The sequence below is a fragment of the Vicinamibacterales bacterium genome (assembly GCA_041659285.1).
In the GTDB taxonomy this organism is placed as follows: domain Bacteria; phylum Acidobacteriota; class Vicinamibacteria; order Vicinamibacterales; family UBA2999; genus 12-FULL-67-14b.
In genome coordinates, this window is the sequence record JBAZYO010000004.1 from 296,122 (window position 1) to 321,469 (window position 25,348).

Here is a 25,348-nt window from a genome sequence, read left to right on the forward strand (position 1 = left end):
GATCATGCTGATTTCGCCGCTCCTGATTCTGCCGTTGATCGTCGTGCTCTACCTGATCAGCTCGATCAAGATCCTCGCCGAGTACGAACGCGGCGTCATCTTCCGCCTCGGCAAGCTGCTGCCGCAACCGAAGGGGCCGGGGCTGGTGTTCGTGTTCGCGCCGATCGATCGAATGGTGCGGGTGGGCCTGCGCACGGTGGTGCTCGACGTGCCGCCGCAGGACGTGATCACGCGCGACAACGTCTCGGTCAAGGTCAACGCGGTCGTCTACTTCCGCGTCATGGACTCCCTGAAGGCCATTGTCGAAGTGGAGAACTACAACTACGCGACGTCGCAGTTGTCGCAGACCACGCTGCGGAGCGTGCTGGGCCAGGTTGACCTGGACGATCTGCTGTCGAGGCGGGAGCACCTGAACCGGGAGCTGCAGCAGATTCTCGACCAGCGCACCGACCCCTGGGGCGTCAAGGTGTCGGCGGTCGAGGTCAAGCATGTCGATCTGCCGGAGAACATGCAAAGGGCGATGGCGCGGCAGGCGGAGGCGGAGCGGGAAAAACGCGCCAAGATCATTCACGCCGCGGGCGAGCTCGAGGCCTCGGAAAAACTGTCGCAGGCGGCCGCCGTGATTGCCACCGAACCGGTCGCAATCACGCTTCGCTACCTGCAGACGCTGACGGAGATCGCGGCGGAGAAGAACTCGACGATCATCTTTCCGCTGCCGATCGAAATGCTGCACCTGCTGCAGCCGGCCACGGCGAAGACGACGGACGGCCAGCCCCGGTGACGGATCGGCCTGGCCGCCGGCAGCTGATCGACCCGCCGACCATCCTCGTCGTCGACGACTACGCCGATACCCTCGACGTCACCACGCGCATCCTTGAACAGGAGGGTTATCACGTCGCCCAGGCCGCCGACGGGACGCAGGCCTTGCGCCTGGTGCGGGAACTGCGGCCGCCGCTGGTATTACTGGACGTGGTCCTCCCGGACATTTCCGGATTCGACGTGCTGCGGCAGATTCGCGGCGACCCGTCCCTGGCGGGCATTGCAGTCGTGATGATCAGCTCCCGGCGAATTGGCCCGGAGCAGCAGGCCGAGGGACTCGAGGGCGGAGCCGACGGCTATATCGCCCGGCCGGTGGCCGGAACGGAGTTGATCGCCCGCGTCCGCCTGCACCTCCGGCAGCACGAACTCATCGAGCAGCTGCAAGCGAGCGAAGAACGCTTTCGCGGCACCTTCGAACAGGCCGCGGTCGGCATGGCGCACGTCGCCCCCGACGGCCGCTTTCTCCGGGTCAACGATCGGCTGTGCGCAATTGTCGGCTACGACCGCGCCGAACTGCTGGAGACGACGCTCGCGGAACTGACCGTGCCCGAAGACCTCGCGACGAGCGAAGGCGCGCGGGCCGCCATGCTGGCCGGTGAACAATCGTCATACGCCGCCGAGATGCAGTACCGGCGGAAGACCGGCGACCTGGTCTGGGTGAGTGTCGTCGCGACGCTGGAGCGGCCGCGGGCCGGGGAACCGAAGTACTTCATTTCGGTGGTTGAAGACATCACCGCGCGCAAGCTCGCGGAGGAGGCCGCCGCCGACCAGGCGGCGCTGCTGCGCATTGCCGGCCGCACCGCGCGCCTCGGCGGCTGGATCATCTCCCTGCCGGATCGGAAGCTGACCTGGTCGGATGAAACGTGCGTCATCCACGACCTCCCGCCCGGCTACACGCCGACGCTCGACGAAGGCATCAGCTATTACCTGCCTGAGCACCGCGAATTCGTCCGGCGTCAAATCGATGCCTGCGCGGAGTCGGGAACCGCCTACGACTTCGAACTCCCGAAGACGACCGCCACGGGCCGGCGGGTCTGGGTGCGGTCGATCGGCGCGGCGGTTCGCGATGACAGCGGCCGCATCATCCACCTTCAGGGCGCCTTCCAGGACGTGTCGGAGGGCCGCCGGACCCAGGTCGCGCTACAGGAGTCCGCCGTCCAGCTCGCTGAAAGCAATCGGGCCTGGCAGATGCTGAGCCGCTGCAACGAAGCCGTGACCCGATCGACGACCGAGCAGGAACTGCTGCGGGCGGTGTGCCGCATTGCGGTGGACAGCGGCGGCTGCCGCCTGGCGTGGGTCGGCTATGCCGAAGACGATGCCGACAAGACGGTCGTGGCCCAGGCCCACGCCGGCATTGATGATGGCTACCTGTCGCAGATCCGGCTCACCTGGTCCGACGAGACGCCCGCCGGCAAGGGCCCCGCCGGCCGGTGCCTTCGCAGCGGCGCGCCGGTGGTGGTGCCCGACATCGAAGCCGATGCGGACTTCGGCCCGTGGAAGGCAGCCGCGCGTGAGCGCGGCTTCCGCAGCGTCGTCACGCTGCCCCTGAAGAAACAGTCCCGCACCTTCGGGGTGCTGGTGCTCTACCTGCCCGAGGTCCGCACGCCGCGGCCAGACGAACTGCGGGTTCTGCAGGACATGGCCGAAGACCTGGCGTTCGGCATCGACAGCATCCGCTCGCAGATCGAGCACACCCGCATGGCCGAAACGCTGCGCGAGCAGGCCTCGCTGCTGGACCTGGCGCAAGACGCCATCCTCGTCCGCGACTTGAACCATCGCGTCCTCTACTGGAACCGGAGCGCGGAACGCCTCTACGGTTGGACCGCACGCGAGGTGATGGGGCGCTCGGTGCAGGAACTGTTGTACCGGGACCCGGCGCCCTTCCTGGAGGCGGTTGCGACTACGGTGGCCAAGGGTGAATGGGCCGGCGAGCTCAATCAGGTGACGCGGGACGGGACGATGATTACCATCGAGGGACGATGGACCCTGGTCCGCGATGACGACGGCAAGCCGACGTCGATCCTTGCGATCAACACCGACATCACGCAACGCCAGCAACTGGAGCAGCAGTACCTTCGCGCCCAGCGGATGGAGAGCATCGGCACGCTGGCCGGCGGTATCGCCCACGATCTCAACAACGTGCTGGCGCCCATCCTGATGTCGATCGAGATGCTGCAGGCCGGCGAGGGCGATCGGGAACGGCTGGAGATCCTCTCCACCATCGAAGGCAGCGCCAAGCGAGGCGCGGCGATGGTGCGGCAGGTGTTGTCGTTCGCGCGCGGCATGGAGGGGCAGCGGGTCGAGGTGCGGTTGCCGAACATCGTCGGCGACCTGGGCCGCATTGTCCGCGACACCTTTCCCAAGAACATCGACTTCGAGGAACGGCTGAGTCCGGACCTCTGGGCCATTCAGGCCGACCCGACCCAGATCCACCAGGTGCTGATCAACCTCTGCGTGAACGCGCGCGACGCGATGCCGGCCGGCGGCCGCATCACGATCCGGGCGGAGAACTATCTGGTGGACGGCCAGTATGCCGCGGCGAATCTCGATGCGCACGTCGGCCCGCACGTGATGATCGCGGTCGAGGACACCGGTACCGGCATCCCCAAGGGCATCATCGACAAGATCTTCGATCCGTTCTTCACGACCAAGGACGTGGGCAAGGGCACGGGCCTGGGCCTGGCCACCTCAATGGCCATCGTCAAGAGCCATGGCGGCTTCATTCGCGTGGACGGCGGCAGCGGCGCCGGCGCCTGCTTCCGTCTCTATCTTCCCGCCCACGCCGCGGCCCTGACCGCGGCGGCACCCGATCCTCAGTCGCGGCTGCCGCGTGGCAAGGGCGAGTCCATCCTGGTGGTGGACGACGAGGAGCCGATTCGCTTGATCACCAGGCAGACGCTCGAATCCTTCGGTTATCACGTGCTGCTGGCCGCGGATGGCGCCGAGGCGGTGGCGATTTACGCGCAGCACCAGGGCGACATCGACGTGGTGCTGACCGACATGATGATGCCGGTGATGGACGGCGCGGCGACCATCGAGGTCCTGACCCGGATGAACCCGCACGTCCGCATCATCGGCGCCAGCGGCCTGGCGGCCGACGGCCACGGTCAGAAGGCCGCGGCGGACGCCCTGATTCATTTCCTGCCCAAGCCATATACCGCGGCCACGCTGCTCACCGCGATTCGCGCGGCGCTGGACGTATGAGCCTCCACCGGCGCCTCCTTTGTGCTCAGAACCCACCAAACGTGGAACCCAGGATCAGCACGAGCGCCAGGGCGACGAGCGGCCCGACCACCGACACCATGAAGATGTCGAGATACGACTCCTTGTGGCTCAGGCGGCAGATGCCGAGCAGCGTGATCACCGCGCCGTTGTGCGGCAGCGAGTCGAGGCCCCCGCACGCTATGGTCGCCACTCGATGCAGGAGCTCGGGACTGATGCCCGCCGCCGCGCCGGCCTCGGCGTAGGTCTTGCCAAGCATGCCGAGCGCCAGGCTCAGGCCTCCAGCGGCGGAGCCCGTAATGCCGGCCATGATGTTGACGGCCACCGCTTCCGAGATGAGCGGATTCGACGAGATGGCCATCACCGCTGTCTGGATCGCGGCGAACGCCGCGAGGGAGGCGATCACGGCGCCATAGCCGATTTCGGAAGCGGTATTGAAAATCGGCAGCAGCGAGCTCATCGTGCCCTGATTGATCGAGCTCTTCAGGTCGCTCCAGCGCGACCAGTGCAGGCCGATGGCCGTGACCACCGCGAGGCCGAGCGACGCGACCAGCGCCCAGATGCCGCGAACGTCGTTCACGCCAACCCGACCGAACTTGGGTTCGGCCAGATAGCCGAGGTCCATCGCCGGAATTACCCACCACGTCATGACCAGGTTGACGACGACCACGATCACCAGCGGAATGACCGCGACGACAATGCCCGGCTGGTGCGGGCTCGGCGAGGCGTCGAGATGATCGAACGGGTGCTCCCCGTACCCTTCGCCGGCGTGGGCGGCCCGGCGCGCGCGGCCATTGAGCCACATCGTCCCGAACACCAGCATCACGACACCGGCGATGCTGCCAAGCCCAGGCGCGGCGAAGCTGTCGGTGCCGAAGAACGGCATCGGGATCGCGTTCTGGAGCGACGGCGTACCGGGAATGCCACTGAGCGTGAACGTGGCGCCACCAAGCAGGATGGCGCCGGGAATGAAGCGCTTGGGTGTGTTGGCGGCCCGAAACAGCGCCACCGCCACCGGATAAGACGCAAAGACCACGACGAACACCGACACGCCGCCATAGGTCAGAACGCCGCAGGCCAGGACGATGGAGAGCAGTGCCTGCGAGGGGCCGAGCTTCGACATGATCGAGCGGGCGATGGTCGACGCCGACCCGGAGTCGCTCATTAACCGGCCGAAGATGGCGCCCAGCAGGAACAGCGGGAAGTACTTCGCCACGAAACCGCCAAGGCTAATCATGAAGACCTGCGTGTAGGTGGCCAACAGGCGCGGGTCGCCGCCCATCAGCGCTGCCAGCAGGGCGAGCAGCGGCGCCAGAACCAGCACATTGATCCCGCGGTAGGCCAGGTACATCAACAGCGTGAGCGAGAGGAGGATGCCGAGGACGCCAATCATGGCGGAGAGGATGTCGCGCCTGCCGGCGGAGCGCAAGGCCAATCGCTCACCGGAAGCTGCGGTCCATGAGAAGATCTGCTCATGACCGGCCTCGCCTGGCGAGCAACCCTCCTCGCCCTCGCACTCGGCACGTGGTCGGCATGTGGCGGCAACGTCGAGTCACCGGCGCCGGCTCCCGCGCCGGTGCCAGCACCGGCCGCACGCACCGAACCGGAACGCCGGCCAATCGACGAAGCCGCTCCGGAGCCGGCGCCGTCGGCGGCGGCGCTGCAGGCGATGGCGACGCCGGCCAAGGGCGACCTCGAGGCCATCGCCGCGCGCGGGCACCTCCGCATCCTGGTGACGCCCAGCCGGACGTACTATTCCACCGGCAACAACCTGCAGCGCGGCGCCACGTTCGACACCGGCGTGGCGTTCGCGCGCTTCCTCAACTCCAGGGCCGGGTCGGGACAGCCGCGTCTCGACGTGGTGTTCATTCCCACGCCGGAGGACGCGCTGGTCAAGGACCTGATCGCCGGCCGCGGCGACATCGCCGCCAACCTCCGGCTCACCTTCGAGCGCGACGACCAGGTCGCGTTTGCCACGCCGACCAGGACGGCGATCCGCGAACTGGTGGTGACCGGGGCGGGCCAGCCGCCGCTAATCAGCCTGGAAGACGTCGCCGGCCGATCGATTCACGTTCGCCGCGGCAGCGATCACCATGCCAGCCTGCTGCGGTTGAACGATCAACTGAAGAAGATCAGCCGCCCCCTTGCCAAGATCGTGATCGCCGACCAGTCGCTCACCGACGAGGACCTGCTGGACCGCGTCAATGAGGGCACGTTTCCCGCGACCTTGGCCGACGACTACGTGTTCGACGCGCGGCAGCGCGAGCTGACCGGCGTCGCCGCCAACAAGGACGTGGCGGTGAGCCAGGACGGCGTGATCGCCTGGGTCACGCGCAAGGAGTCGCCACAACTGCTGGCGGCGATCAACGCCTTCTTCGCCGCGCACAAGCCCAGGCCCTAGGCCATGCGCATCCTGGTTGCCGAAGACGACCGCGTGATCGCCGACTTCGTGGCCCAGGGGCTGCGCGAGGCGGGGTTCGCCGTGGACGTGGCGGCGACCGGTGCGGAGGGGCTCCAGAAGGCCCTGGCGGGCGGGTATGACGCCGCGGTCATCGACGTCATGCTGCCGGGGCTGGACGGCCTGGCGCTCATCGAGCAGCTTCGCGCCCGCCGGATCCAGACGCCCGTGCTGATCCTCAGCGCCCGGCACACCGTGGACGATCGCGTGAAGGGCCTGCAAGCCGGTGGCGACGACTACCTCACCAAGCCATTTGCGTTCGCGGAACTGCTGGCGCGGCTGCAGGCCCTGCTGCGCCGGGCCGGTGGCGCGCCGGAGCCCACCAGGCTGGCGCTGGGCGATCTCACCCTCGACCTGCTGTCGAGAAAAGTGGAACGCGCCGGACGGACGCTCGACCTGCGGCCCCGCGAGTTTGCGCTGCTCGAATACCTGATGCGCCATGCCGGCCGCGTGCTGTCGAAGACCATGATCCTGTCGCACGTGTGGGGCTACTCCTTCGATCCCGGGACGAACGTGGTGGACGTGCTGGTGTCGCGCCTGCGCGACAAGGTCGACGAGGGGTTCGGGTCGAAGCTCATTCACACGGTGCGCGGTGCCGGCTATGTCCTCAAGCTGGATTGATCGCATCAGCCAGGCGCTCGGCCTGCGCCTGGCGGCGTGGTACCTCGGCACCTTTCTCGCCAGCACCTTCGTGATTGTCGGGCTCACCTACGGGTTGCTGGCGTCGTCGCTCGAAACGCGTGACCACGACGTCATCCAATCCACGCTGAGGGAATACGCCACGCGCTACCAGGCCGGCGGCCTGGCCGCGCTGGCGAGGGCCATCGAAATCGAGCAGCGCTCCGGACTGCGCGAGCCGCTGTTCGTGCGCCTGGTCGGTCCGTTCCAGGACGTCCTGCTCTACTCGCTGCCGGAAACCTGGGGCGCCTTCGACCTCTCGGAATTGCCCGGCGGCCCGGACGACATCTGGGGCCAGGTCCGCGCCCGCGATCGCAACGCGGTGCTCGAGGTCGCCACGCTGCCGGTCGGCGGCGGCACCGTGCTGCAGGTCGGCAAGACCAGCGAGACCCGCGACCAGTTGCTCTCGAACTTCCGGCGCGTGCTGATGCTGGGCGCGACCGCCGCCCTGGCCATCGGCATCATCGGCGGCATCTTCCTCACCCGCTCCACGCTCAAGCCCCTTCGCGATCTGCGCGACGCCGTCCAGCGCATCCTGCGCACCGGCCAGACCGACGATCGCGTGCCGGTGTACGGCACCGACGATGCGGTGGATGAGTTGAGCGGGTTGTTCAACGCCATGCTCGCCCGCATCACGACGCTGATCCACGGCATGCGCAACGCCTTGGATCACGTGGCCCACGACCTGCGGACGCCGATGACGCGCCTGCGCGTCACCGCCGAATCGGCGCTGGCCACCGACGATCCGGCCAAGCATCGGGAGGCGCTCTCCGACTGCCTCGAAGAGTCGGAGCGCGTGTTGTCGATGCTGACCACGCTGATGGACATCTCCGAGGCCGAGACGGGGACGATGAAGCTGAACGTCTCGCAGGTGAACCTGGCGAAACTCGCGGCCGAAGTCATGGCGGTGTACGAGGACGCGGCGGAAGACGCCGGCGTCGCGCTCGCCGTGAGCGTTCCGGAAAGCCTGGTGGTGTCCGCCGATCGCGATCGCCTCCGCCAGGCGCTCGCCAACCTGGTAGACAACGCGATCAAGTACACGCCGTCAGGCGGGCAGGTCGACGTCGAGGCCCGCCACGGCGGCGGCGCCACGAGCATCAGCGTCCGCGACACCGGCGCCGGCATTCCCGAACACGAGATCCCCCGGATTTGGGACCGGCTCTACCGCGGCGATCAAAGCCGCACCACCCGCGGCCTCGGCCTGGGCCTGAGCCTGGTCCGCGCCTCCGTCGAGGCGCAGGGCGGCACGGTCACGGTCGCCAGCCAACCAGGCCGGGGCTCAACTTTCACCATCACGCTGCCCAACATTGCCGCTTTGTAATGTTCGTGCAAGGCTCCTGCAAGGCCCTCCGACGTCTGAGTAGATATGAGAACGAAAGAGGAGGGTTCAATGACCCGTTCATATCTGAGAGCTGGAGCCGTGGTATTGGCCTTGGGCGCGGCAAGTCTCGGGGCCTGGACCGGATTTCCGGCCAGTCCCGTCGCCGAGGCCGCCAATCCGGCGCCCGTGACCGCTGCCGCGAACGCCGGTCAAAGCCGCATCGCCACGCAGGGGTTCGCGGATGTCGTGGCGAAGGTGACCCCGGCGGTGGTGACCATTCGCACCGAGCGGAGCGCGTCGCCGCAGTTGACGCAGTTGCCGGAGGGCTTTCCGTTCGGCGAGATGTTCGGCCAGCGCGGACCGCGTGGCGGGCGCCAGGCTCCCGCGCCGCTGCAGCGCGGGTTGGGGTCGGGCGTGATCGTCAGCAACGACGGCTACATCCTCACCAACAACCACGTGGTCGAGAAGTCGGCCCGCATCCAGGTGGAACTGTCGGATCGGCGCGTGCTCGACGCGACGCTGATTGGCGCGGACGAGCCGAGCGACCTCGCGGTGATCAAGGTGGACGCGACCAGCCTGCCGGTAGTGGCGATCGGTGATTCATCGGCCATGCGCGTGGGCGACCTCGTGCTCGCGGTCGGCAACCCGCTCGGCGTCGGCCAGACCGTGACCATGGGCATTGTCAGCGCCAAGGGCCGGGCCACCGGCTTCGGCGACGGCAGCTACGAAGACTTCCTGCAGACCGACGCGGCCATCAACCAGGGCAACTCGGGTGGCGCGCTGGTGAACGGCGCCGGCGAACTGGTGGGCATCAACTCGCAGATCCTCTCGCCGTCGGGCGGCAACATCGGCATCGGCTTCGCGGTGCCGTCGAACATGGCGAAGAACGTGATGGATCAACTCGTCAGCAACGGGCGCGTGCACCGCGGCCGGCTCGGCGTCACGGTGCAGGGTGTCACCGGTGACCTGGCGGCGGGCCTCGGCCTCGACAAGGCGGAGGGCGCGCTGGTCAGCGAGGTGACGCCGGGCGGCGCCGCCGCCAAGGCCGGGTTGAAGCGCGGCGACGTGATCCTGAGCTACCAGGGTCGCGCGGTGGTCGACACCAACGCGTTCCGCAACGAGATCGCCGGCACCAAGCCCGGCAGCCCGGTCACGCTGCAGGTGTTGCGTGAAGGCAAGTCGAGCGAGGTGAAGGCGACGCTCGAGGAGATGGCGGTGGCGACCGAGGCGGCCAACCGCTCCGAGCGCGGCGGCCGCGGCGGGTCCGGCAAGTTCGGCATGACCGTGGAACCGCTGACGCCGGAAATCGCCAACCGGCTGGAGCTCGACACCGACGTGCAGGGCGTCGTGGTCACGGACGTGGACCCCTCGGGCGCGGCGGCCTCCGCCGGCCTCCAGGAAGGCGACGTAATCCAGCAGATCAACGGGCGGTCGGTGCGCTCGGTCGAGCAGGTGCGGTCGGGACTGGACGCGGCGTCGGATAAGCCGGTGGTCCTGCTCGTCGCCCGTGGCGGCGCCTCGCTGTTCGTGCCGCTCCGCGCCCCGCGCGGCTAACGCGCTTGTCCACCGAAGCCCAGGCGAAGGTGGAGGTAACATGGTCGGATGCGCCTCGACAAGCGCCTCAAAGAGGCGCATCCAGACCTTTCGTGGCGTCAAGTCCGCGAAGCGATAGAAAAAGGGCAAGCGAGCGTCGCGGGCCGGGCCGAACGGGATCCCGGCTTCGACGTGTCGTCGGACGCCGACGTCGCGATCGACCGCAACCGTCCTGCCCAGTCGCGGGCGCGGGCCAACTTCGACATCCTGCATGAGGACGAGCACATCATCGTGCTCAACAAGCCGGCCGGACTGCTCTCCATTCCGTCCAGCCCGGACGCGGGGAGTTCCGAAGACACCGTGCTCAAGCGCGTGCGCGAGTACATGGCCTTCAAGCTCGGCCACAAGAGCTACGTCGGCATGCTGCATCGGCTCGATCGCGACACCTCGGGATCGCTGGCGGTGGCGCTCTCGAAAGAGGCGCATGCCGCGGGACGCGAGATGTTCAAGCGTCATCAGTTCGAGCGCCACTACCTGGCCATCGTGCAGGGCATCCCCAGTCCGCCGGAGGGAACGATCGAAGCGAAGATCTCCACCGGCTACCGCAGCGGCCGCCGCAAGCTCGTGGATGACGATGACGAGGGGCTGGAGGCGACGACCGACTATCGGGTGAAGGAACGGCTGAAGAACGCGGCGCTGCTCGAGTTGCGGCTGCACACCGGACGGCAGCATCAGATTCGCCTGCACCTGGAACAATTGGGCCATCCCCTGCTTGGAGAGCGCGTGTATACCGAAGGCGACGCGCGCCGGTCACGCGTGGGCGCCTCGAAGGTCGAAGCGAAGCGCAACATGCTGCACGCCTGGACGCTGGCGTTTCCGCATCCGATCACCGGCGCGCACATCGCGGTTGAAGCGCCGCTGCCCGCCGACTTCGAGGAGGCGCTGAAACGGCTCGGCTCGAAGGCCTAGGCGCCACCCCGGGTTACACTGCAAGGATGTTCGCGTCGCGTCCGGTCCTGACCACCCTGTTTCTGCTCGCCGTTGCCGCCGCCCACGCCCACGCCCAATCGGTGATTTCGTCACCAGATGGCCGCAAGCAGGTCATCGCGGTGCCGGCGTCCACTCCAGTCACCATCGACGGCACGCTGGATGACGAAGTGTGGACCCGCGCGGTGCCGGCCAGCGGCTTCATCCAGGCCGACCCACTCGAGGGGCGGCCGGCCAGCGAAGACACCGAAGTGCGCCTCGCCTACGACGCCGACTATCTCTACATCGGCGTGCTCTGCCGCGACGCCTCGCCGGCGGGGATCGTCGTCAACGAGATCCGCAAGGACTTCGGCGGCCGCGACCAGGACACCTTCGAGGTGATGCTCGACACCTTCGGCGACCACCGCAACGGGTTCGTCTTCTCGACCAACGCCAAGGGCGCCAAGTCCGATACGCAGATGGCCAACGAAGGCCGCGACATCAACACCAACTGGGACGCGGTGTGGTGGGTCCAGGCCCGCACCACCGACGCCGGGTGGACGGCGGAGTTCCGCATTCCGTTCAAGACCCTCCGCTTCGAGGCCGGCGACGGCCGCACCTGGGGCGTGAACTTCGCGCGGCGCGTGCGCCGCAAGAACGAAGTGAGCTACTGGTCGCCGGTGTCGCGCGCCTACAACATCTATCGCGCCTCGGCCGCCGGCACGCTCGCCGGGTTGCCGGCGCTGCGCCCCGGCCGCAACATCCGCCTCAAGCCGTTCCTGGTCGGCGGCGCGGTGCGCGCCGTGGGCGAGCCGGAATTCGGCGGCGACTTCAGCGGCGGCGTCGACTTCAAGGCCGGCCTCACCCCGTCGCTCACCCTCGATGCCACCATCAACCCCGACTTCGCCCAGGCCGAAGCCGACGAGCAGCAAGTCAACCTCACGCAGTTCAGCTTGTTCTTCCCGGAAAAGCGCGAGTTCTTTCTCGAGAACTCCGGCATCTTCTATTTCGGCGACATCCCGCGCAACAAACGGCAGGCCAGCCGCTTCAGCCCGCCGGAAGAAGACCTCCTGCTGTTCTTCAGCCGCCGCATTGGCCTGAGCGACGCCGGCGCGCAACAGCCGCTTTACGGCGGCGTCCGCCTCACCGGACGCGCCGGCGCCTTCGGCCTCGGCCTGATGACGATGCAGAGCGAGGAGGATGGCGGGCGGCCGGGAAACAACTACACGGTGGCGCGCGTGCGCCGCGACATCCTCAAGAGCTCCGACATCGGCGCCATCGTGCTCTCGCGCCAGCCGTCGGGCGACAGCCACGACTTCAACCGCGTGGCCGGCATCGACGCCAACTTCCGGTTCTTCAAGAACTTCAGCATCAACACCTTCGCGGCGCGGTCCGACACGCCGGGCGTCACCACCAACCAGAACTCGGCCAAGGCCGCCATCGGCTGGGAAGACAGCCAGAAGCGCATGGGCATGTCGATCATGACGATCGGCGAGGGCTTCAAGGACGACATCGGCTTCGTGCGCCGCACCGGCGTGACGCGGAGCTTCTTCGACATCGCCTTCCTGCCCCAGCCGGAATCGTTGCGCAAGCGCGGCATCCGCCAGTTGCAGCCGCACGCGCGCATGTCCACCTACTACGACCCGGACGGCGAGCTCGTCACCCGCAATGCGCATGCGGCGCTGCAGGTGACATGGAACACCGGCGCCTTCGCCGAGTACGCCATCGAGCCGCGTGTGGAAGTCATCCACAGACCGTTCGGCATTTATCCCGGCGTCGCGATTCCGGCGGGCCGCTACGACTGGACGCAACACCTGTTCGTCTTCGAAGGCGACCACAGCCGCGCCCTCTCCGGCTCGGGCCGGCTCACCATCGGCAACTTCTGGAGCGGCCGCCAGCGGACCGCGCAGATCAGCCTGCTCTATCGCCCGACCTACCGGATCGTGTTCGACCTCGGCATGCAAATCAGCGACATCGCGCTCGACCTTCCCAAGGCCGACTTCACGACGACGCTGGCCAATTTGCGGGTGGGGTACTCCTTCACCTCGAGCATGTTCCTCGACACGCTGGTGCAATACCGGAACGACGTGAAGCAGTTTTCCGCCAACGTCCGCTTTAACCTGATCCATCGGCCGTTGAGCGACTTCTTCATCGTTTACAACGAGTCGCAGTTCACCGACACGACGCAGACCGCCGGGCGCGGAGTGGTGGTGAAATACACGCAGATGTTTGCTTTTTGATTCTTGACGGGGCGGCACCACTTGTCGGGGCGGAACGTCTTGACGGGGCGGCAATGCTTGACGGGGCCGGAGAATCAGCAACATGATGCCCGCTATGAAACCGTTCTCAATCGCCCTACTGCTCGCCATTGGTCTCGCCGGCGCCTGCGCGCCGGCGCCGGCGCCGCCGCTGGCGCCGTTTTCGGTCGTTGAAGCCACCATCCCCGAGATGCAGAAGGCCATGCAGGATGGCCGCGTCACGTCCCGCCAGATTGTCGAGCAGTACCTGCAGCGGATCGGGCTCTACGAGGACCGGCTGAACGCGGTGATGACGGTTAATCCCAAGGCGCTCGAAGAAGCCGATCGCCTGGACCAGGAACGCAAGGCCGGCAAGGTCCGCGGCCCGCTGCACGGCGTCCCCATCGCGCTCAAGGACAACATTCACACCACCGACATTCCGACCACCGGCGGCGCCATCGCGTTTGAGGGGCTGCTGCCGCCGTACGAGGCGACCCTGACCAGGAACCTGCGCGACGCGGGTGCGGTGATCATCGCGAAGACGGTGATGACCGAGCTGGCCAACTGGGTGGCCAACGGCATGCCCGGCAACTACAGCGCGCTCGGCGGCTACGGCATCAACCCGTACGACCCGCGCCGCGATCCGCGCCCGGCGACGGCCGATGGCCGGCCGGTGCTGAACACCGGCGGATCCAGCTCGGGCATCGGCACGACCGCCAATTTCTGGGCCGCCAACGTCGGTACCGAGACATCGGGATCGATCCTGAGTCCCGCGAACCAGAACATGCTCGCCGCCATCAAGCCCACCGTCGGCCGCATCAGCCGCTACGGCGTGATCCCGATCACCGCCGACCAGGACACGGCCGGCCCGATGGCGCGCACGGTCACTGACGCGGCGGTCCTGTTCGGCGTGCTCGAGAGCGGCGCGCCGGATCCGAACGACGCCGCGACCAAGACGTGCCAGCCGCCGCCCAACCGCGACTACACGTTCTTCCTCAGGCGAGAGGGCCTGAAGGGCGCGCGCATTGGCATTCCGCGCGCCAACTACTACGACAAGATCACCTTGCCGGGCGAGAAGGAGCCGCGAGGCGGCATCACCGAGGCGCAGGCCAAGTCGATGGCCGATGCGATCGAGGTCTTGAAGCAGGCAGGCGCCACGGTGGTGGACGCCGACATCCCGAGCGTGATCGATCCGGATCCGAAGAACAACCTCCTGCTGTGGGGTACGTGCTCGGGTCCCGCCGATGTGCGCGGGAAGGATCAGAACTGCTCCTACGCGCTCAAGTACGGCATGAAGCGCGACTTCAACGCCTGGCTGGCGTCGCTGGGCGCCGCGGCGCCGGTGAAGACCCTGGCCGAGCTGCGCGCCTTTAACCTGGCACACGGATCGCGGAACGCGATCAAGTACGCCCAGGCGCAGCTCGACGTCTCGGACCAGATGGACGTCGAGCGCGACCGCGCCAGGTGGCAGGCGGACCGCGCGAAGGACATTCGCCTCGGCGCCACGCACGGCATCGACGAAGTGTTGAAGGCGAACAAGCTCGACGCGCTGCTGTTCCCCGGCGCGAGCGGCGCCGGCATTGCGGCGAAGCCCGGCTACCCGACGGTGATCGTGCCGTTCGGCCTGGTGGTGCCCGTGCCGCCCCCCAACGCGCCGTTCCCGGACGGCTTCAAGCCGGCGCCGGCGCCCTACGGCGTCAGCTTCACCGGCACGGCGTGCAGCGAGCCGCGCTTGATCGAGCTGGCCTACGCCTTCGAGCAGGCCACGATGAAGCGCGTGCCGCCGGCGAGCGCCCCGTAAAGGCCCATCATGTTTGAACCGGACGAACAGCCGCTCGAGCGCACCCCTTCCGCGGGATTCGGCAGCGGCTCGTCCGGGGGCGGGCCGTCGCTCGGCCCGATTGCGATTGGCGGCATCGTCATCGCCGCGCTGCTGGGCGTGGGAGCGTGGTGGATGTCGCGGCAGCCCGCCGCCACCAACGCCTCACCGGCCGCGGTCACCTCGACCGAGGCGCCAATCACTCCTCCGGCGCCGCCGGCCGTCGTCTTGCCGCCGCTCGACGGCATGGACGCCTTCCTCCGTCCGCTGCTGAGCTCGCTCTCGAACCGGCCGGAGTTGGCGCGGTGGCTCGCCACCGACGACCTCGTGCGGCAACTGGCGGCCGCCATCGATCAGGCTTCACAGGGCGACAACCCGGCCGGCGGCTTCAAGGAGCTGGCGCCCAGGTCGGGACTGGCCGTGGCGCGGCGCAACAACCGCCGGATCATCGACCCGGCCAGCTACCGGCGCTACGACGGCCTGGTCACCACCGTCACCTCGCTCGATGCCTCGGCCGTCGCGCGCATCTACAAGACCATCCGCCCACGCCTCAACGAGGCGTACCAGAACATGGGCCACCCAGGCGGCGACGTGGACGCCGCGGTGCAGCAGGCGCTCGACATCCTGCTGAACACGCCGGTGGTGAAGGGGCCGGTGGCGCTGGTGGAAGGCGCCGGCGCGCGGTGGGCGTACGAGGACCCGAAGCTCGAGGCGCTCACGCCCACCCAGAAGCAGCTGGTGCGAATGGGGCCCGCGCACACCGACGCCCTGCTGGTCTGGCTGCGCGCACTTCAAGCCGGAATTGAATAATCCCTTGGCACCTTAGGCACCTTAGGCACCCTGGTTCTAGTGCGTCATCGCGTAGACGAGCACGTTGATTCCGAACGCGTAGCCCTTGGTGGACATCTCGTAGAAGTACTGCGGGTTCGACGCTTCTTCTTCCCATGAATCGCCAATGTCGGTGTTGTGCGTCATCAGCACCATGATGCGGCCGTGCGCGTCGGTGATGGCGCGCGCGTGCGGCATGGCGCTGTCCGCTCCGCGCTCCGAGGTCCCGCCGCCGCTGTTGAACCAGTGGCCGATCGACGCGATCTGCGGGACGCCGCTCATGATGAACTGCGACCGGAACAGCGGATGGTCCGGCGGCAGATCGGTGATCGGATACTGCGCGCGCGGGAACGCCTTGCCCAGTTGCTCGGCCCACACCTCCCAGGCGTACTCGCCCCAGAAGTCGTCGGCCCACAGGAAGCCGCCCTTGAGCACGTAGGTGTGCAGCGCGGCCGCCTCGGCTTCATCCAGGTAGGCGGCGCCGACCTCGGTCATCATCACGAACGGGCACTGGAACAGCGCTTCGTCGGTCAGCCGCACGACGACGTGGTGGGGTTCTTCGGGAGCGGTGAAGCTGACGTGCGTCTTGGTGAGCTCCGAGAGGCGGATCGACATGTTGATGTCGGCCCTCGGGTAATCAACCGCCCAGTTGGCGCCGTCGCCGGCCCGGTTCTGCCGGAAGGCGACGCGGCAGAATTGAAACCCGCCGTCGAAATCGGCGGGCGTGGCGAACTCGAGGGTGAAGCCGCGCCCGCCACGGCCGCCGCCGCGACGCTGCGCCTCACCGATGCCGGCCATGGTGATGGCCACGATCAGGACGAGCGCGAGCTTCTTCACGAACCGTCAGACCGGCACTTGCAGTGACGGCATGGGCTTGCCGGCGAACAGCTTCGCCAGGGGCCTGGCGATGAGACGGGTCATGCGATGCGCCTGGTTGGAGCGGGCGCTGTCGGTGGAGATGCCGGTGTTGGCGTACATCTGCCGGTACAGCTTGGAGATCATCACGAACGCCAGCCGCGACTTGAGCGACTTGACGCACTTGGCGCGCTCCCACACCAGCGGCAGGCGGTAGAACTCGTCCCACACGCCCTGCGTCCGCCGGCGAATCTCTTCCGGCGGCATCAGCGGATGCGGCGTGTAGACCTTCGGGCGCAGGTGTTTCGGGATCAGCCAGTGCCGCGTGACCGGCACGCCGTCGATGCGCTGCACACTGTCGGCGACCGACTCCTCCCACTTCTGGAAGTCGAGCGTGCCCGGGAACGGCGTCAGCATCACGAACTGCGCCAGGGTCACGTTGGCCTGCTGCGCCAGCGCCGCGGTGGCGTCGAAGGTGGCAGGCTTGTCGCTGGGCAGGCCGAAGATGAACGACCCCAGCACGTGCACGCCGCGCTTCTTGAACTCCTGGAGGCGCTCGGCGAGCGCGTCGCCGGCGAGGTTGAAGTCCTTGTAGATGTCCTTGAGGCCCTCGGGCGTGACCGACTCGACGCCGACCAGCGCGCCGCGAATGCGCGCTTTCGCCATCGCATCCAGGTAGTCCGGGTCTTCCGCCGCTTCCATCGTGATCTGGGTGAAGAAGTTCATGTCGGACGGCAGCTTCGACAACTGCTCCATCAGCTCGAAGCGCTCGTCGCGAATCGCCTTCAGCCGGTGGTAGGTGCTCTTGTCCTGCCGGCGATCGGCCATCCGCAAGTCGTCGAGGGTGACCGGGTAGAAGTTGTCGTCGGCCAGCGCCACGAAGCGGAAGCCCAGCCGGCGCAGTTGCACCAGCTCCTCGATGATGGCGTCGGAGGCGCGCACGCGCGGCTTCTGGCCGTCGGTGCGCCACACCGAGCAGAACGAGCAGTGCTTCGGGCAGCCACGTACGGTCTGCACCGACGCGATCATGTACTTATCGCGCGGCAGCAGGTCCCAGCGCGCCGAGAGCATCGTGCCGCCCTCGATCTTGCCGCCCTCGTAGACGCGCTGCGGCGTGCCCGCCTGGCAATCCGTGATGACCTGCGGCCACATGCGATCGCCGTCGCCCTTGACCACCGCGTGGGCGCCGCCGTGCACGAACGGCTCGTCGGGAAACAGCGTGGAGTGAATGCCGCCGTAGACGACATACGCGCCCCGCGCCCGGGCCGCCCGGCCCACCTCGTAGCCGCGCAGGGCGTTCAGGGTGTGGATGCCGATGCCGACGACGTCGCCGCTCGACACCGAGGCCAGATCGAGTTGCTCGAGGGTCTCGTCCACGACCTGGGGATCACCGCATTCGGCCGGTGTGGCGGCCGCCAGGACATAGAGCCAGCGCGGGGTGATGACAGCGGCGCCAAACGAGACGTCGCTTGGGTTGATGAGATGGATGCGCATCGATGTGACTCGGGGAATCCGTCCGCTACGCTGACTTTGGCGGAGAACCGCCATCGCTGTCAATTCGGCCAGCCAATTGCATATAGCTCTGGCATGGGCGCCAGATTGAGCCTCCCGAGACTCGTACTTCCCGTCGTGCTTCTCCTTCTGGCCCCGTGGCCGGCCGCCGCCCAGAGCCGCCCGCCCGTCGGGGTCGCCTTCGGGGGCGGCAGCGCCCATGGGCTTGCACACGTGGGCGTCATCCGGTGGCTCGAGGAGCACCACATCCCGATCGACCTTGCCGCCGGCACCAGCATGGGGGCGCTCGCCGCGGGATTTTTCGCCACCGGGATGCCGGCCGCCGAGCTCCAAACCTTGCTCCACGACATGGATTGGAACACCGTCTTCGCGGCGTCCACCTTCCAGTTCAAGAACGTCCGCCGGAAATCCGATGCCCGTTCATTTCCATCCCGCATGGCTTTCGGGTTGAAGGGCGGTCTGAGCGCGCCGACCTCACCGAATACCGGTCAACAGATCGATCTCCTGCTCAACCGGATCGCCGCGCCGTACTACGCCGTGGCGTCCTTTGACGACCTGCCGACGCCGCTCCGCGTGGTGGCCGTGGACCTTCTGACGGCGAAGCCGGTCGTGCTGGACCGCGGTTCGCTCGCCCTGTCGATGCGGGCCTCGATGTCGTTCCCCGGCATCTTTCCTCCGGTGCAGATGGACGGCCGCGTGCTGGTGGACGGCGGCGTCATGAACAACCTGCCCGCCGACATCGTCCGCGACATGGGCGCGGCCCACGTCATTGCGGTGAACGTCAACGACCTGGCGGACCGCCAGACGGTGAACTATTCCGTGTTCGGGTTGATGGGCGCCGCGCTCGACGCGATGATGCGATCGAATACGCGGACGACGATGGCGGCGGCCGACGTCATCATCAACGTGCCCATCGCCGGTTTCTCGTCGACCGACTTCAGCAGGAGCGATGCGCTCATCGAGGAGGGCTACCAGGCCGCCGAGGCCATGCGGGAGCAGTTGCTGCCCTTGGCCGTGAGCGAGGCCGAGTGGGCGCGCTGGGTCGAGCATCGGCGGGTCGCGCGCAAATCAGCGGACCTGACGCCCGCATCAGTCGAGGTGCGCGGCCTGGCCGCCGCGGACTCACTCCGCCTGGAACGCCTGCTTGCGCACCACGTCGGCAGCCCGCTCGATCCCGCCGCAATCGAGCGCGACCTGGGCCAACTGTCGGCGCTGGACCGCTACGAACTGATCTCGTGGCATCTCATCAAGACCGCAAGCGGAGCGCCCGGCCTCGAAGTCCTGACCACCGCCAAGCCGTACTCACCTCCCTTCCTGATGTTCGGACTGAACGTCGAGAACACGACGTCCGATCAATTCCGCGTCGGCGTGACGAGCCGCTTCCTGACGTTTGACGCGGTCGGTTCAGGGTCGGAATTGCGTCTCGACGCCACCGTGGGCTCCGACCCCGGCGCCGCCGCCTCGCTGTACGTTCCGTTTGCAGGCGCCGTCTTCATCACGCCTTACGGCAGCCTGACGAAGCGCACGTTCAGCGTCGTCGATAGCGGCGCGGACATCGCGCAGTATGGACAAACCGAATGGGAAACCGGCGTCGACCTCGGCGTCAACCTCGGCCGCAACAGCGACCTGCGGGTCGGCGCGTCGCTCGGACACCTCGCGGCCCGCGTGCACATCGGCAACCCGGGCTTGCCGGAATTCCGCGGACGACGGACGGTAGCGTACGCCAGCTGGCGGCTGGATACCCAGGATCGAGCGGTCGTGCCGACACAGGGCCTGCTCGCCCGGGCCGCATACCGCCACTTCATCGCCGGCGCCGGCGTGACGGAGCCTGACGCGGGCGAGCGCTCCAGCACGGGCACCGGCCAGTTGAGTGCGGAGGCCAACCAGTTCTGGACCTTCAACGACCACCACCGATTGTTCGTGCTGGCCGGCGGAGGCACCTCGGTGCGCCACCACCCATTGATCGTCGATCGGTTCGAGCTGGGCTCGCCGATGCACCTCGGCGCCTACAGCGCGGGCGAGCTGGCCGGAGACCATTACCTCATTGCCACGGCAGGCTACCTGCGGGAGCTGACGCGGCTGCCGGAGTTCCTGGGCGGGCCCATGTATGCCGGCGCGTGGCTGGAGGCCGGCGACGCGTTCGCCGATCGCCAGAAGCTGTCATGGCGAACCAACGCCACCACCGGTTTCATCATGGATACCTTTGCCGGCCCGTTGCTGCTGGCCGCCAGTTACGGGTCGGGCACCCGCTGGCGAGCCTACGTCTCAATCGGGCGGATGTTCAGGTAAATTAGGTGGATGCAACGAATCCTGTTCGGCCTGTTCACCGTTGGCTTGCTGACCGCTTCGCTCCAGGGGCAGCAGCCTGCCGCACCGGCCGCCGCGCCGGATCCGATCCGGACGCTGGTCGGCCGGCTTGATCTCGAGAAGTACAAGGCCACCGTCAAGGGCCTCACGCAGTTTGGCGATCGGCGCCAGGGCACCGAGCGCAACCGCAAGGCGGTGGACTGGATCGAGGCGCAGCTCAAGAGCTACGGCTGCACCAACACCGAGCGGATCAAGTACACCTTCACGACGCCGCCGCGGAACCCGAACGCCGGGGCACAGCAACGCCCGGCGCCGGACCCCAACGCGATCCCCACCGCGCAGGGCGGCGGACGGCCGCGCGGCGGGCGCGCGCGCACCGGCGTCAACAACGATCCCATGAAGCAGCCCGACGAAAAGCTCCGCGCGCTCAACACCGAGCCCGCCACCGACGGCCCGCGCGAACAGGTCTACTGCACCAAGATCGGCGCCACGCGGCCGGACGAGATGTACATCATCGGCGCGCACATGGACGGCCACGGCTGGGGCGAGGCGGCCAACGACAACGGCTCGGGCACCGCACTGGTGATGGAGCTGGCGCGCGTCTTCAGCTCACCCGACGTCGTCACCGATCGATCGATCCGCTTCGCGTTGTGGAACAACGAAGAGACCGGGCTCAATGGCGCCCGCGCCTACGCCGAGCAGCGCGCCGCGCTGCAGGGCAAGGAGGATCCGCCGGGGTCGGGCCGCTATCCCGAGCCGAAGTGGATCGGGATGATCCAGCACGACATGATGATGTTCGACCACGGCATGCCGCGCGCCGACGGCACGCTCAGCCCCGAGCAGCGGCCGGAGGCCGACGTCAACATCGAGTTCCAGGTCAGCTCGAAGTTCGTCGCCGGCGCGAAGGAGCTGGCGTGGGCGCTGCATGCGGCGAACGAGAAGTACGCCACCGACTACCCGTCCAACGTCGGCTCGCGCATGACCAACACCGACTCCACGGCGTTCATGGACCTGGTGCCGTCGATCAGCCTGCGCGAGAACGAGCGCGGCATCCACACCGGCAACGGCTGGAACCCGCACTGGCACCAGCCGACCGACGTCTTCGCGACCTATTCGGACAAGGATTTTCGTCTGGGATTGAACGCGGCGCAGACCACGCTGTCGGGTGTCGCGCAGTTGACGAATGCGCGATTGAAATAATCCGGATGTAGCATCCGCCTTTAGGCGGATTGTCCGGCTAAAGCCGGACGCCACATTGCGACATTGATGTAGCGTCCGCCTTTAGGCGGACCAAAAAACGAAAGGCCGGGGGTTAGCCCCGGCCTTCGTCGTTGTCGGAAGTGTCTGAGTCCTCGGTTGGCTCGTCAACCAAGTCATCGAGCCATGGATTGGGCTGCGGACCGGGGACGATGCCCGCGATGTCCGGATCCACTCCACTGGGGTCGTTCGGGCCAACCTGACTGCGCCGCTGCTTGGTTTCCTCGCGGCGAACCACTTTCTGCTTCTGCTTCTCGACGCGCGCACGTTCGCGTTCGCGTTTGCCTCGGCCGAGGGGTCCTCGTGTAGCCATTTAGCGTCAGACCTGCCAGCTTACCAGCGGGGCTCTCGCCGTCCGCCGCCACCGCCGCCGCCGCCGCGGTTGCCACCGAAGCCACCACCGCCGCCACGGTTGCCGCCGCCGCCAGCGCCACCGAAGCCACCACCGCCGCGGGCTTCCTTGGGACGCGCTTCGTTCACAGTGAGTGTCCGTCCGCCCAGCTGCGATTCATGCAGCTCGGTGATGGCCTTCTGCGCGCCCTCGTCCGTGGCCATTTCCACGAAGCCGAAACCACGGGCACGTCCGGTGGCCATGTCGCGCATCACCGTGACCGATTCCACGGGGCCGACTTTTTCGAACAACTCCTGAAGATCCTGCTCCGCCGCGGTGTAGGGAAGATTCCCCACGTACAACTTCCGACCCATCGTCTTCTCCTCGTCTCGCTACGCGAGAACGCTTGCCACAGCCCTTTCGGACTGCCGGCCGCTGGCAGTGACCCGCGGTCCAAAACTGACCCGTCGGGGCGGCACGTTACTGAAGGCTGTCGTCAAACCGAGACAAGTGAAGACAGAACCCAATCGGCCCTGAAACACGGAAGGCCGCCCTGGGCGGCCCTCCCCTACAGCACCCTTGAGTCTACCAGAAATCGGCCGGCGGCCGGACCGGCCGGACCCTCGGTCTGCACTAACGGTTGGGCTGGAACGAATGCCTTCGCGGATAATGAACGCCGCAGTGTTTTGGCAAACCACACTCCAGGCCGCGGCGCTCTTCGCCTCCACCGGGCTGTCGATTTCGGCCGTCGTCATGACGCGCACCCGGCGCGGCGTCCACGGCAGCGCGGCGTTCAGCTGGTTGATGATTGCGATCGCGCTATGGAGCTTCACGAGCGCGATGCACACGCTCGTGGACGACACCGGGGTGCGCATCCTGATTGCCAAGGTCCAATACCTCGGCGTTGCCCCGATCGGCGCACTGTGGCTGCTCTTCACCAGCCACTATAGCCGGGCGTCGTGGCCGGACAACCGGGTGTTGCGCGCGGCGATCTGGATCGTCCCCGCGATCACTTTGGTGCTCGCTGCCACCAACGAATATCACCACGTGTACTGGGCCGCCATCACGGAGGTGGCCACGCCGCTCGGCACCCGCCTCGTCTACACCGGCGGGCCGTGGTACTGGGCGCACGTCGCCTATAGCTACCTGCTCATGGCTTTCGGCACGCTGATCCTGGCGCGCGGCCTGCGGCGGTTCCCGCCGCCGTACCGGCGGCAGACGGTGCTGATGATCACCGGCGCGCTGGTGCCGTGGCTCAGCAACCTCCTCTACCTCGCGCGCGTCCTCCCGGCCGCCGGGCCCGACCTCACGCCCATCGCCTTCACGGTGTCGGGCGCCTGCTTCAGCTGGGGCCTCTACCGCTACCGCCTGTTCGGGCTCGTGCCGGTGGCGCGCGACATGGTGGTCGACAGCATGGACGACGGCGTGCTGGTGCTCGACGCGCAGCGCCGCATCGTGGACATCAACGCCGCGGCCGAGCGCTACACCGGTTGCACGCTGTCCAGCCTGGGCCGTCCCGTGGACGAAGTGGTGTCGTGGTGGAACGCGGCGGTGGCCGACGACGGCCCGCTCACCGGCGGACAGCCCGCCATCGTCAAGGTCGAGCCTGGCCCGCGCTACTTCGAGGTGACGGTGACGCCGGTGCGCGACGCCAAGCGCCACTTCACCGGCTGGCTGGTGGTCGTGCACGACATCTCGAGCCGCCGCCGCACCGAGGCCGAGCGCTACGCGTTCGATCGCCGCCTGCAGGAACAGCAGAAATCCGAGAGCCTGATGGTGCTGGCCGGCGGCGTCGCGCACGACTTCAACAACCTGCTCACCGGCATCCTCGGCAACGCCGAATTGCTGGCCATGCAGGCGCCGCACGATTCGAGCCAGCAGCGCGCCGCCGAGGCCATCCTGATCGGCGCGCAGCGCGCCGCCGACCTGGTGTCGAAGATGCTGGCCTACGCCGGCGGCGGCCGGGTCGTGGCCGAACGCGTCGACCTCGATGCGCTGGTCCGTGAAATGGTGGACCTGCTCGTCGCCTCGGTGGCCCGCGACTGCACGCTGACCTACCAGAGCCCGGGGCCGCTGCCGCTGGTCGAGACCGACCCCACGCACATCCGGCAGGTCGTGCTCAACCTCATTGTCAATGCCACCGAAGCCGTGGACGAGCACGGCGTGGTCACGGTGGCAACCGGCGAGGAGATGCTCGACCGCGCCATGCTGAAGAACATGACGTTCGGCAACGACGTCACGCCCGGACGCTACGTGTTCATCGACGTGGTGGACAACGGCGTCGGCATGAGCGAGCACACGCTGGCGCGCATGTTCGATCCGTTCTATTCCACCAAGGACCAGGGCCGCGGCCTGGGGATGGCGGCCGTCCGCGGCATCGTGCGCAGCCACCAGGCCGCGCTCCGCGTCACCACCGCCGAAGGTCAGGGCACGCGCTTCCGGGTCTGGTTCCCGCTCGTCCCGTCCAGCCATTCGACCAGGGTGGCGAACGAATCGACGCGCGGGCAGTCAACCATCCCGTAAAGTCCCGCCACGTCGAACAACACCGCCTCGCGCAGGCCGGCGCGGCGGGCGCCCACTACGTCCACGTGATACAGGTCGCCGACGTGAATGGTGCGCTCGGCGCTCGCCCGCGCCTGCTCGAGGGCGATCTGGAACAACCGCGGGTCCGGCTTCTCGACGCCCCACTCGTGTGAGTCCAGCACGTGATCGAACCAGCGCGTGAGATCCAGGCGATCGAACAGGTGCTTGAGGCGGCCGTTGGCGTTCGACACCACCACCAGCCGCAGCCCGCGCGCCCGCAGCGCCGCCAGCGCCGGCACCACGTCCGGCTCGACGTGTTCCCACAGATTCTCGACCTTGTGATACTCGCGCAGCTCGGCGAGCGCGGCGTCGGTGCCGGCGTTCTGTTCGACGCCGGCATGCCGCAGCACGAGGTTGAAATAGAGCCACCCTCGCGACCGGTCGTCGGTGGCGCCAATCACCGAGGCCTGATCCAGTTCGTGGGTCGCGCGCTGCTCGGCCGTGGCGAGCGCCGCCGCCGTCACGGTGGCGCCGTGACGGACCAGCGCGCCGGCCACGCGCGGCCACGAGGGATGACAGAGGACGCCGCCGGCGTCAAGGAACACGGTGTCGATGGACATCAGCTGCGATCTTAGCGGATATAATCGCGACAGCATGCCGGACGCGGTCCGCCGCCAACGCT

Annotated in this window: 18 protein-coding genes; 13 read left to right on the forward strand and 5 right to left on the reverse strand. The window is 67.7% G+C overall.

The features are described 5' to 3' along the window. Positions 1 to 4 precede the first annotated feature (4 nt). Both WC815_08385 and WC815_08390 read left to right on the forward strand, forming a co-directional pair. A complete protein-coding gene (locus tag WC815_08385) occupies positions 5 to 781 on the forward strand; it encodes a slipin family protein (GenBank protein MFA5908778.1) in 777 nt (258 codons plus the stop codon). Continuing rightward, complete coding sequence (locus tag WC815_08390) at positions 778 to 4,023, forward strand: PAS domain S-box protein (protein ID MFA5908779.1); 3,246 nt, start codon at positions 778 to 780, stop codon at positions 4,021 to 4,023. The genes WC815_08385 and WC815_08390 overlap by 4 nt, the downstream gene beginning before the upstream one ends. 25 nt (positions 4,024 to 4,048) lie before the next feature. On the opposite strand, the gene WC815_08395 is transcribed toward WC815_08390, so the two are convergent. Beyond that, on the reverse strand, positions 4,049 to 5,476 hold the full coding sequence (locus WC815_08395; GenBank protein ID MFA5908780.1) for a Na+/H+ antiporter NhaC family protein: 1,428 nt from the start codon (positions 5,474 to 5,476) through the stop codon (positions 4,049 to 4,051). Between the two features lie 39 nt (positions 5,477 to 5,515). Here WC815_08395 and WC815_08400 point away from each other — a divergent pair, with 39 nt between their 5' ends. From WC815_08400 to WC815_08435, 8 genes are all read left to right on the forward strand, one after another. Continuing rightward, complete coding sequence (locus WC815_08400) at positions 5,516 to 6,442, forward strand: transporter substrate-binding domain-containing protein (GenBank protein MFA5908781.1); 927 nt, start codon at positions 5,516 to 5,518, stop codon at positions 6,440 to 6,442. A 3-nt stretch (positions 6,443 to 6,445) separates the two neighbouring features. Continuing rightward, complete coding sequence (locus tag WC815_08405; GenBank protein ID MFA5908782.1) at positions 6,446 to 7,120, forward strand: response regulator transcription factor; 675 nt, start codon at positions 6,446 to 6,448, stop codon at positions 7,118 to 7,120. Next, positions 7,101 to 8,498: a HAMP domain-containing sensor histidine kinase gene (locus tag WC815_08410; protein ID MFA5908783.1), complete on the forward strand. Its 1,398-nt coding sequence runs from the start codon at positions 7,101 to 7,103 to the stop codon at positions 8,496 to 8,498. The genes WC815_08405 and WC815_08410 overlap by 20 nt, the downstream gene beginning before the upstream one ends. 69 nt (positions 8,499 to 8,567) lie before the next feature. Then, positions 8,568 to 10,052 (forward strand): DegQ family serine endoprotease, encoded by a 1,485-nt coding sequence (locus tag WC815_08415; GenBank protein ID MFA5908784.1) that lies wholly within the window; start codon positions 8,568 to 8,570, stop codon positions 10,050 to 10,052. A 48-nt stretch (positions 10,053 to 10,100) separates the two neighbouring features. Further along, a complete protein-coding gene (locus WC815_08420) occupies positions 10,101 to 11,000 on the forward strand; it encodes an RluA family pseudouridine synthase (GenBank protein MFA5908785.1) in 900 nt (299 codons plus the stop codon). Positions 11,001 to 11,026: 26 nt separating this feature from the next. Then, positions 11,027 to 13,237, forward strand: coding sequence for a DUF5916 domain-containing protein (locus WC815_08425; protein ID MFA5908786.1), 2,211 nt, complete (start codon positions 11,027 to 11,029; stop codon positions 13,235 to 13,237). A 94-nt stretch (positions 13,238 to 13,331) separates the two neighbouring features. After that, a complete protein-coding gene (locus WC815_08430; protein MFA5908787.1) occupies positions 13,332 to 15,035 on the forward strand; it encodes an amidase family protein in 1,704 nt (567 codons plus the stop codon). Positions 15,036 to 15,044: 9 nt separating this feature from the next. Further along, positions 15,045 to 15,863 carry a DUF3014 domain-containing protein gene (locus WC815_08435; GenBank protein MFA5908788.1) on the forward strand — a complete coding sequence of 273 codons (819 nt, stop codon included), beginning with the start codon at positions 15,045 to 15,047 and terminating at the stop codon, positions 15,861 to 15,863. 36 nt (positions 15,864 to 15,899) lie between these two features. Here the strand turns inward: WC815_08435 and WC815_08440 are convergent, their stop codons facing one another. Together WC815_08440 and WC815_08445 are read right to left on the reverse strand one after the other, a co-directional pair. Then, entirely contained in the window at positions 15,900 to 16,718 is an 819-nt protein-coding gene (locus WC815_08440) for a DUF4159 domain-containing protein (protein ID MFA5908789.1), read from the reverse strand. Between the two features lie 6 nt (positions 16,719 to 16,724). Next, positions 16,725 to 18,230 (reverse strand): radical SAM protein, encoded by a 1,506-nt coding sequence (locus tag WC815_08445; protein MFA5908790.1) that lies wholly within the window; start codon positions 18,228 to 18,230, stop codon positions 16,725 to 16,727. Positions 18,231 to 18,365: 135 nt separating this feature from the next. Here WC815_08445 and WC815_08450 point away from each other — a divergent pair, with 135 nt between their 5' ends. Then, positions 18,366 to 20,537, forward strand: coding sequence for a patatin-like phospholipase family protein (locus WC815_08450; protein ID MFA5908791.1), 2,172 nt, complete (start codon positions 18,366 to 18,368; stop codon positions 20,535 to 20,537). 9 nt (positions 20,538 to 20,546) lie between these two features. Continuing rightward, entirely contained in the window at positions 20,547 to 21,755 is a 1,209-nt protein-coding gene (locus tag WC815_08455; GenBank protein ID MFA5908792.1) for a M28 family peptidase, read from the forward strand. 390 nt (positions 21,756 to 22,145) lie between these two features. Here the strand turns inward: WC815_08455 and WC815_08460 are convergent, their stop codons facing one another. Then, positions 22,146 to 22,517, reverse strand: coding sequence for an RNA-binding protein (locus WC815_08460; GenBank protein MFA5908793.1), 372 nt, complete (start codon positions 22,515 to 22,517; stop codon positions 22,146 to 22,148). 307 nt (positions 22,518 to 22,824) lie between these two features. Here WC815_08460 and WC815_08465 point away from each other — a divergent pair, with 307 nt between their 5' ends. Continuing rightward, positions 22,825 to 24,666 (forward strand): histidine kinase N-terminal 7TM domain-containing protein, encoded by a 1,842-nt coding sequence (locus tag WC815_08465; protein ID MFA5908794.1) that lies wholly within the window; start codon positions 22,825 to 22,827, stop codon positions 24,664 to 24,666. On the opposite strand, the gene WC815_08470 is transcribed toward WC815_08465, so the two are convergent. Continuing rightward, the gene (locus WC815_08470) at positions 24,567 to 25,286 is read right to left on the reverse strand and encodes an HAD family hydrolase (GenBank protein ID MFA5908795.1); all 720 of its coding nucleotides are present in this window, start codon (positions 25,284 to 25,286) and stop codon (positions 24,567 to 24,569) included. The two genes, WC815_08465 and WC815_08470, sit on opposite strands and share 100 nt — an antisense overlap. Positions 25,287 to 25,348 lie beyond the last annotated feature (62 nt).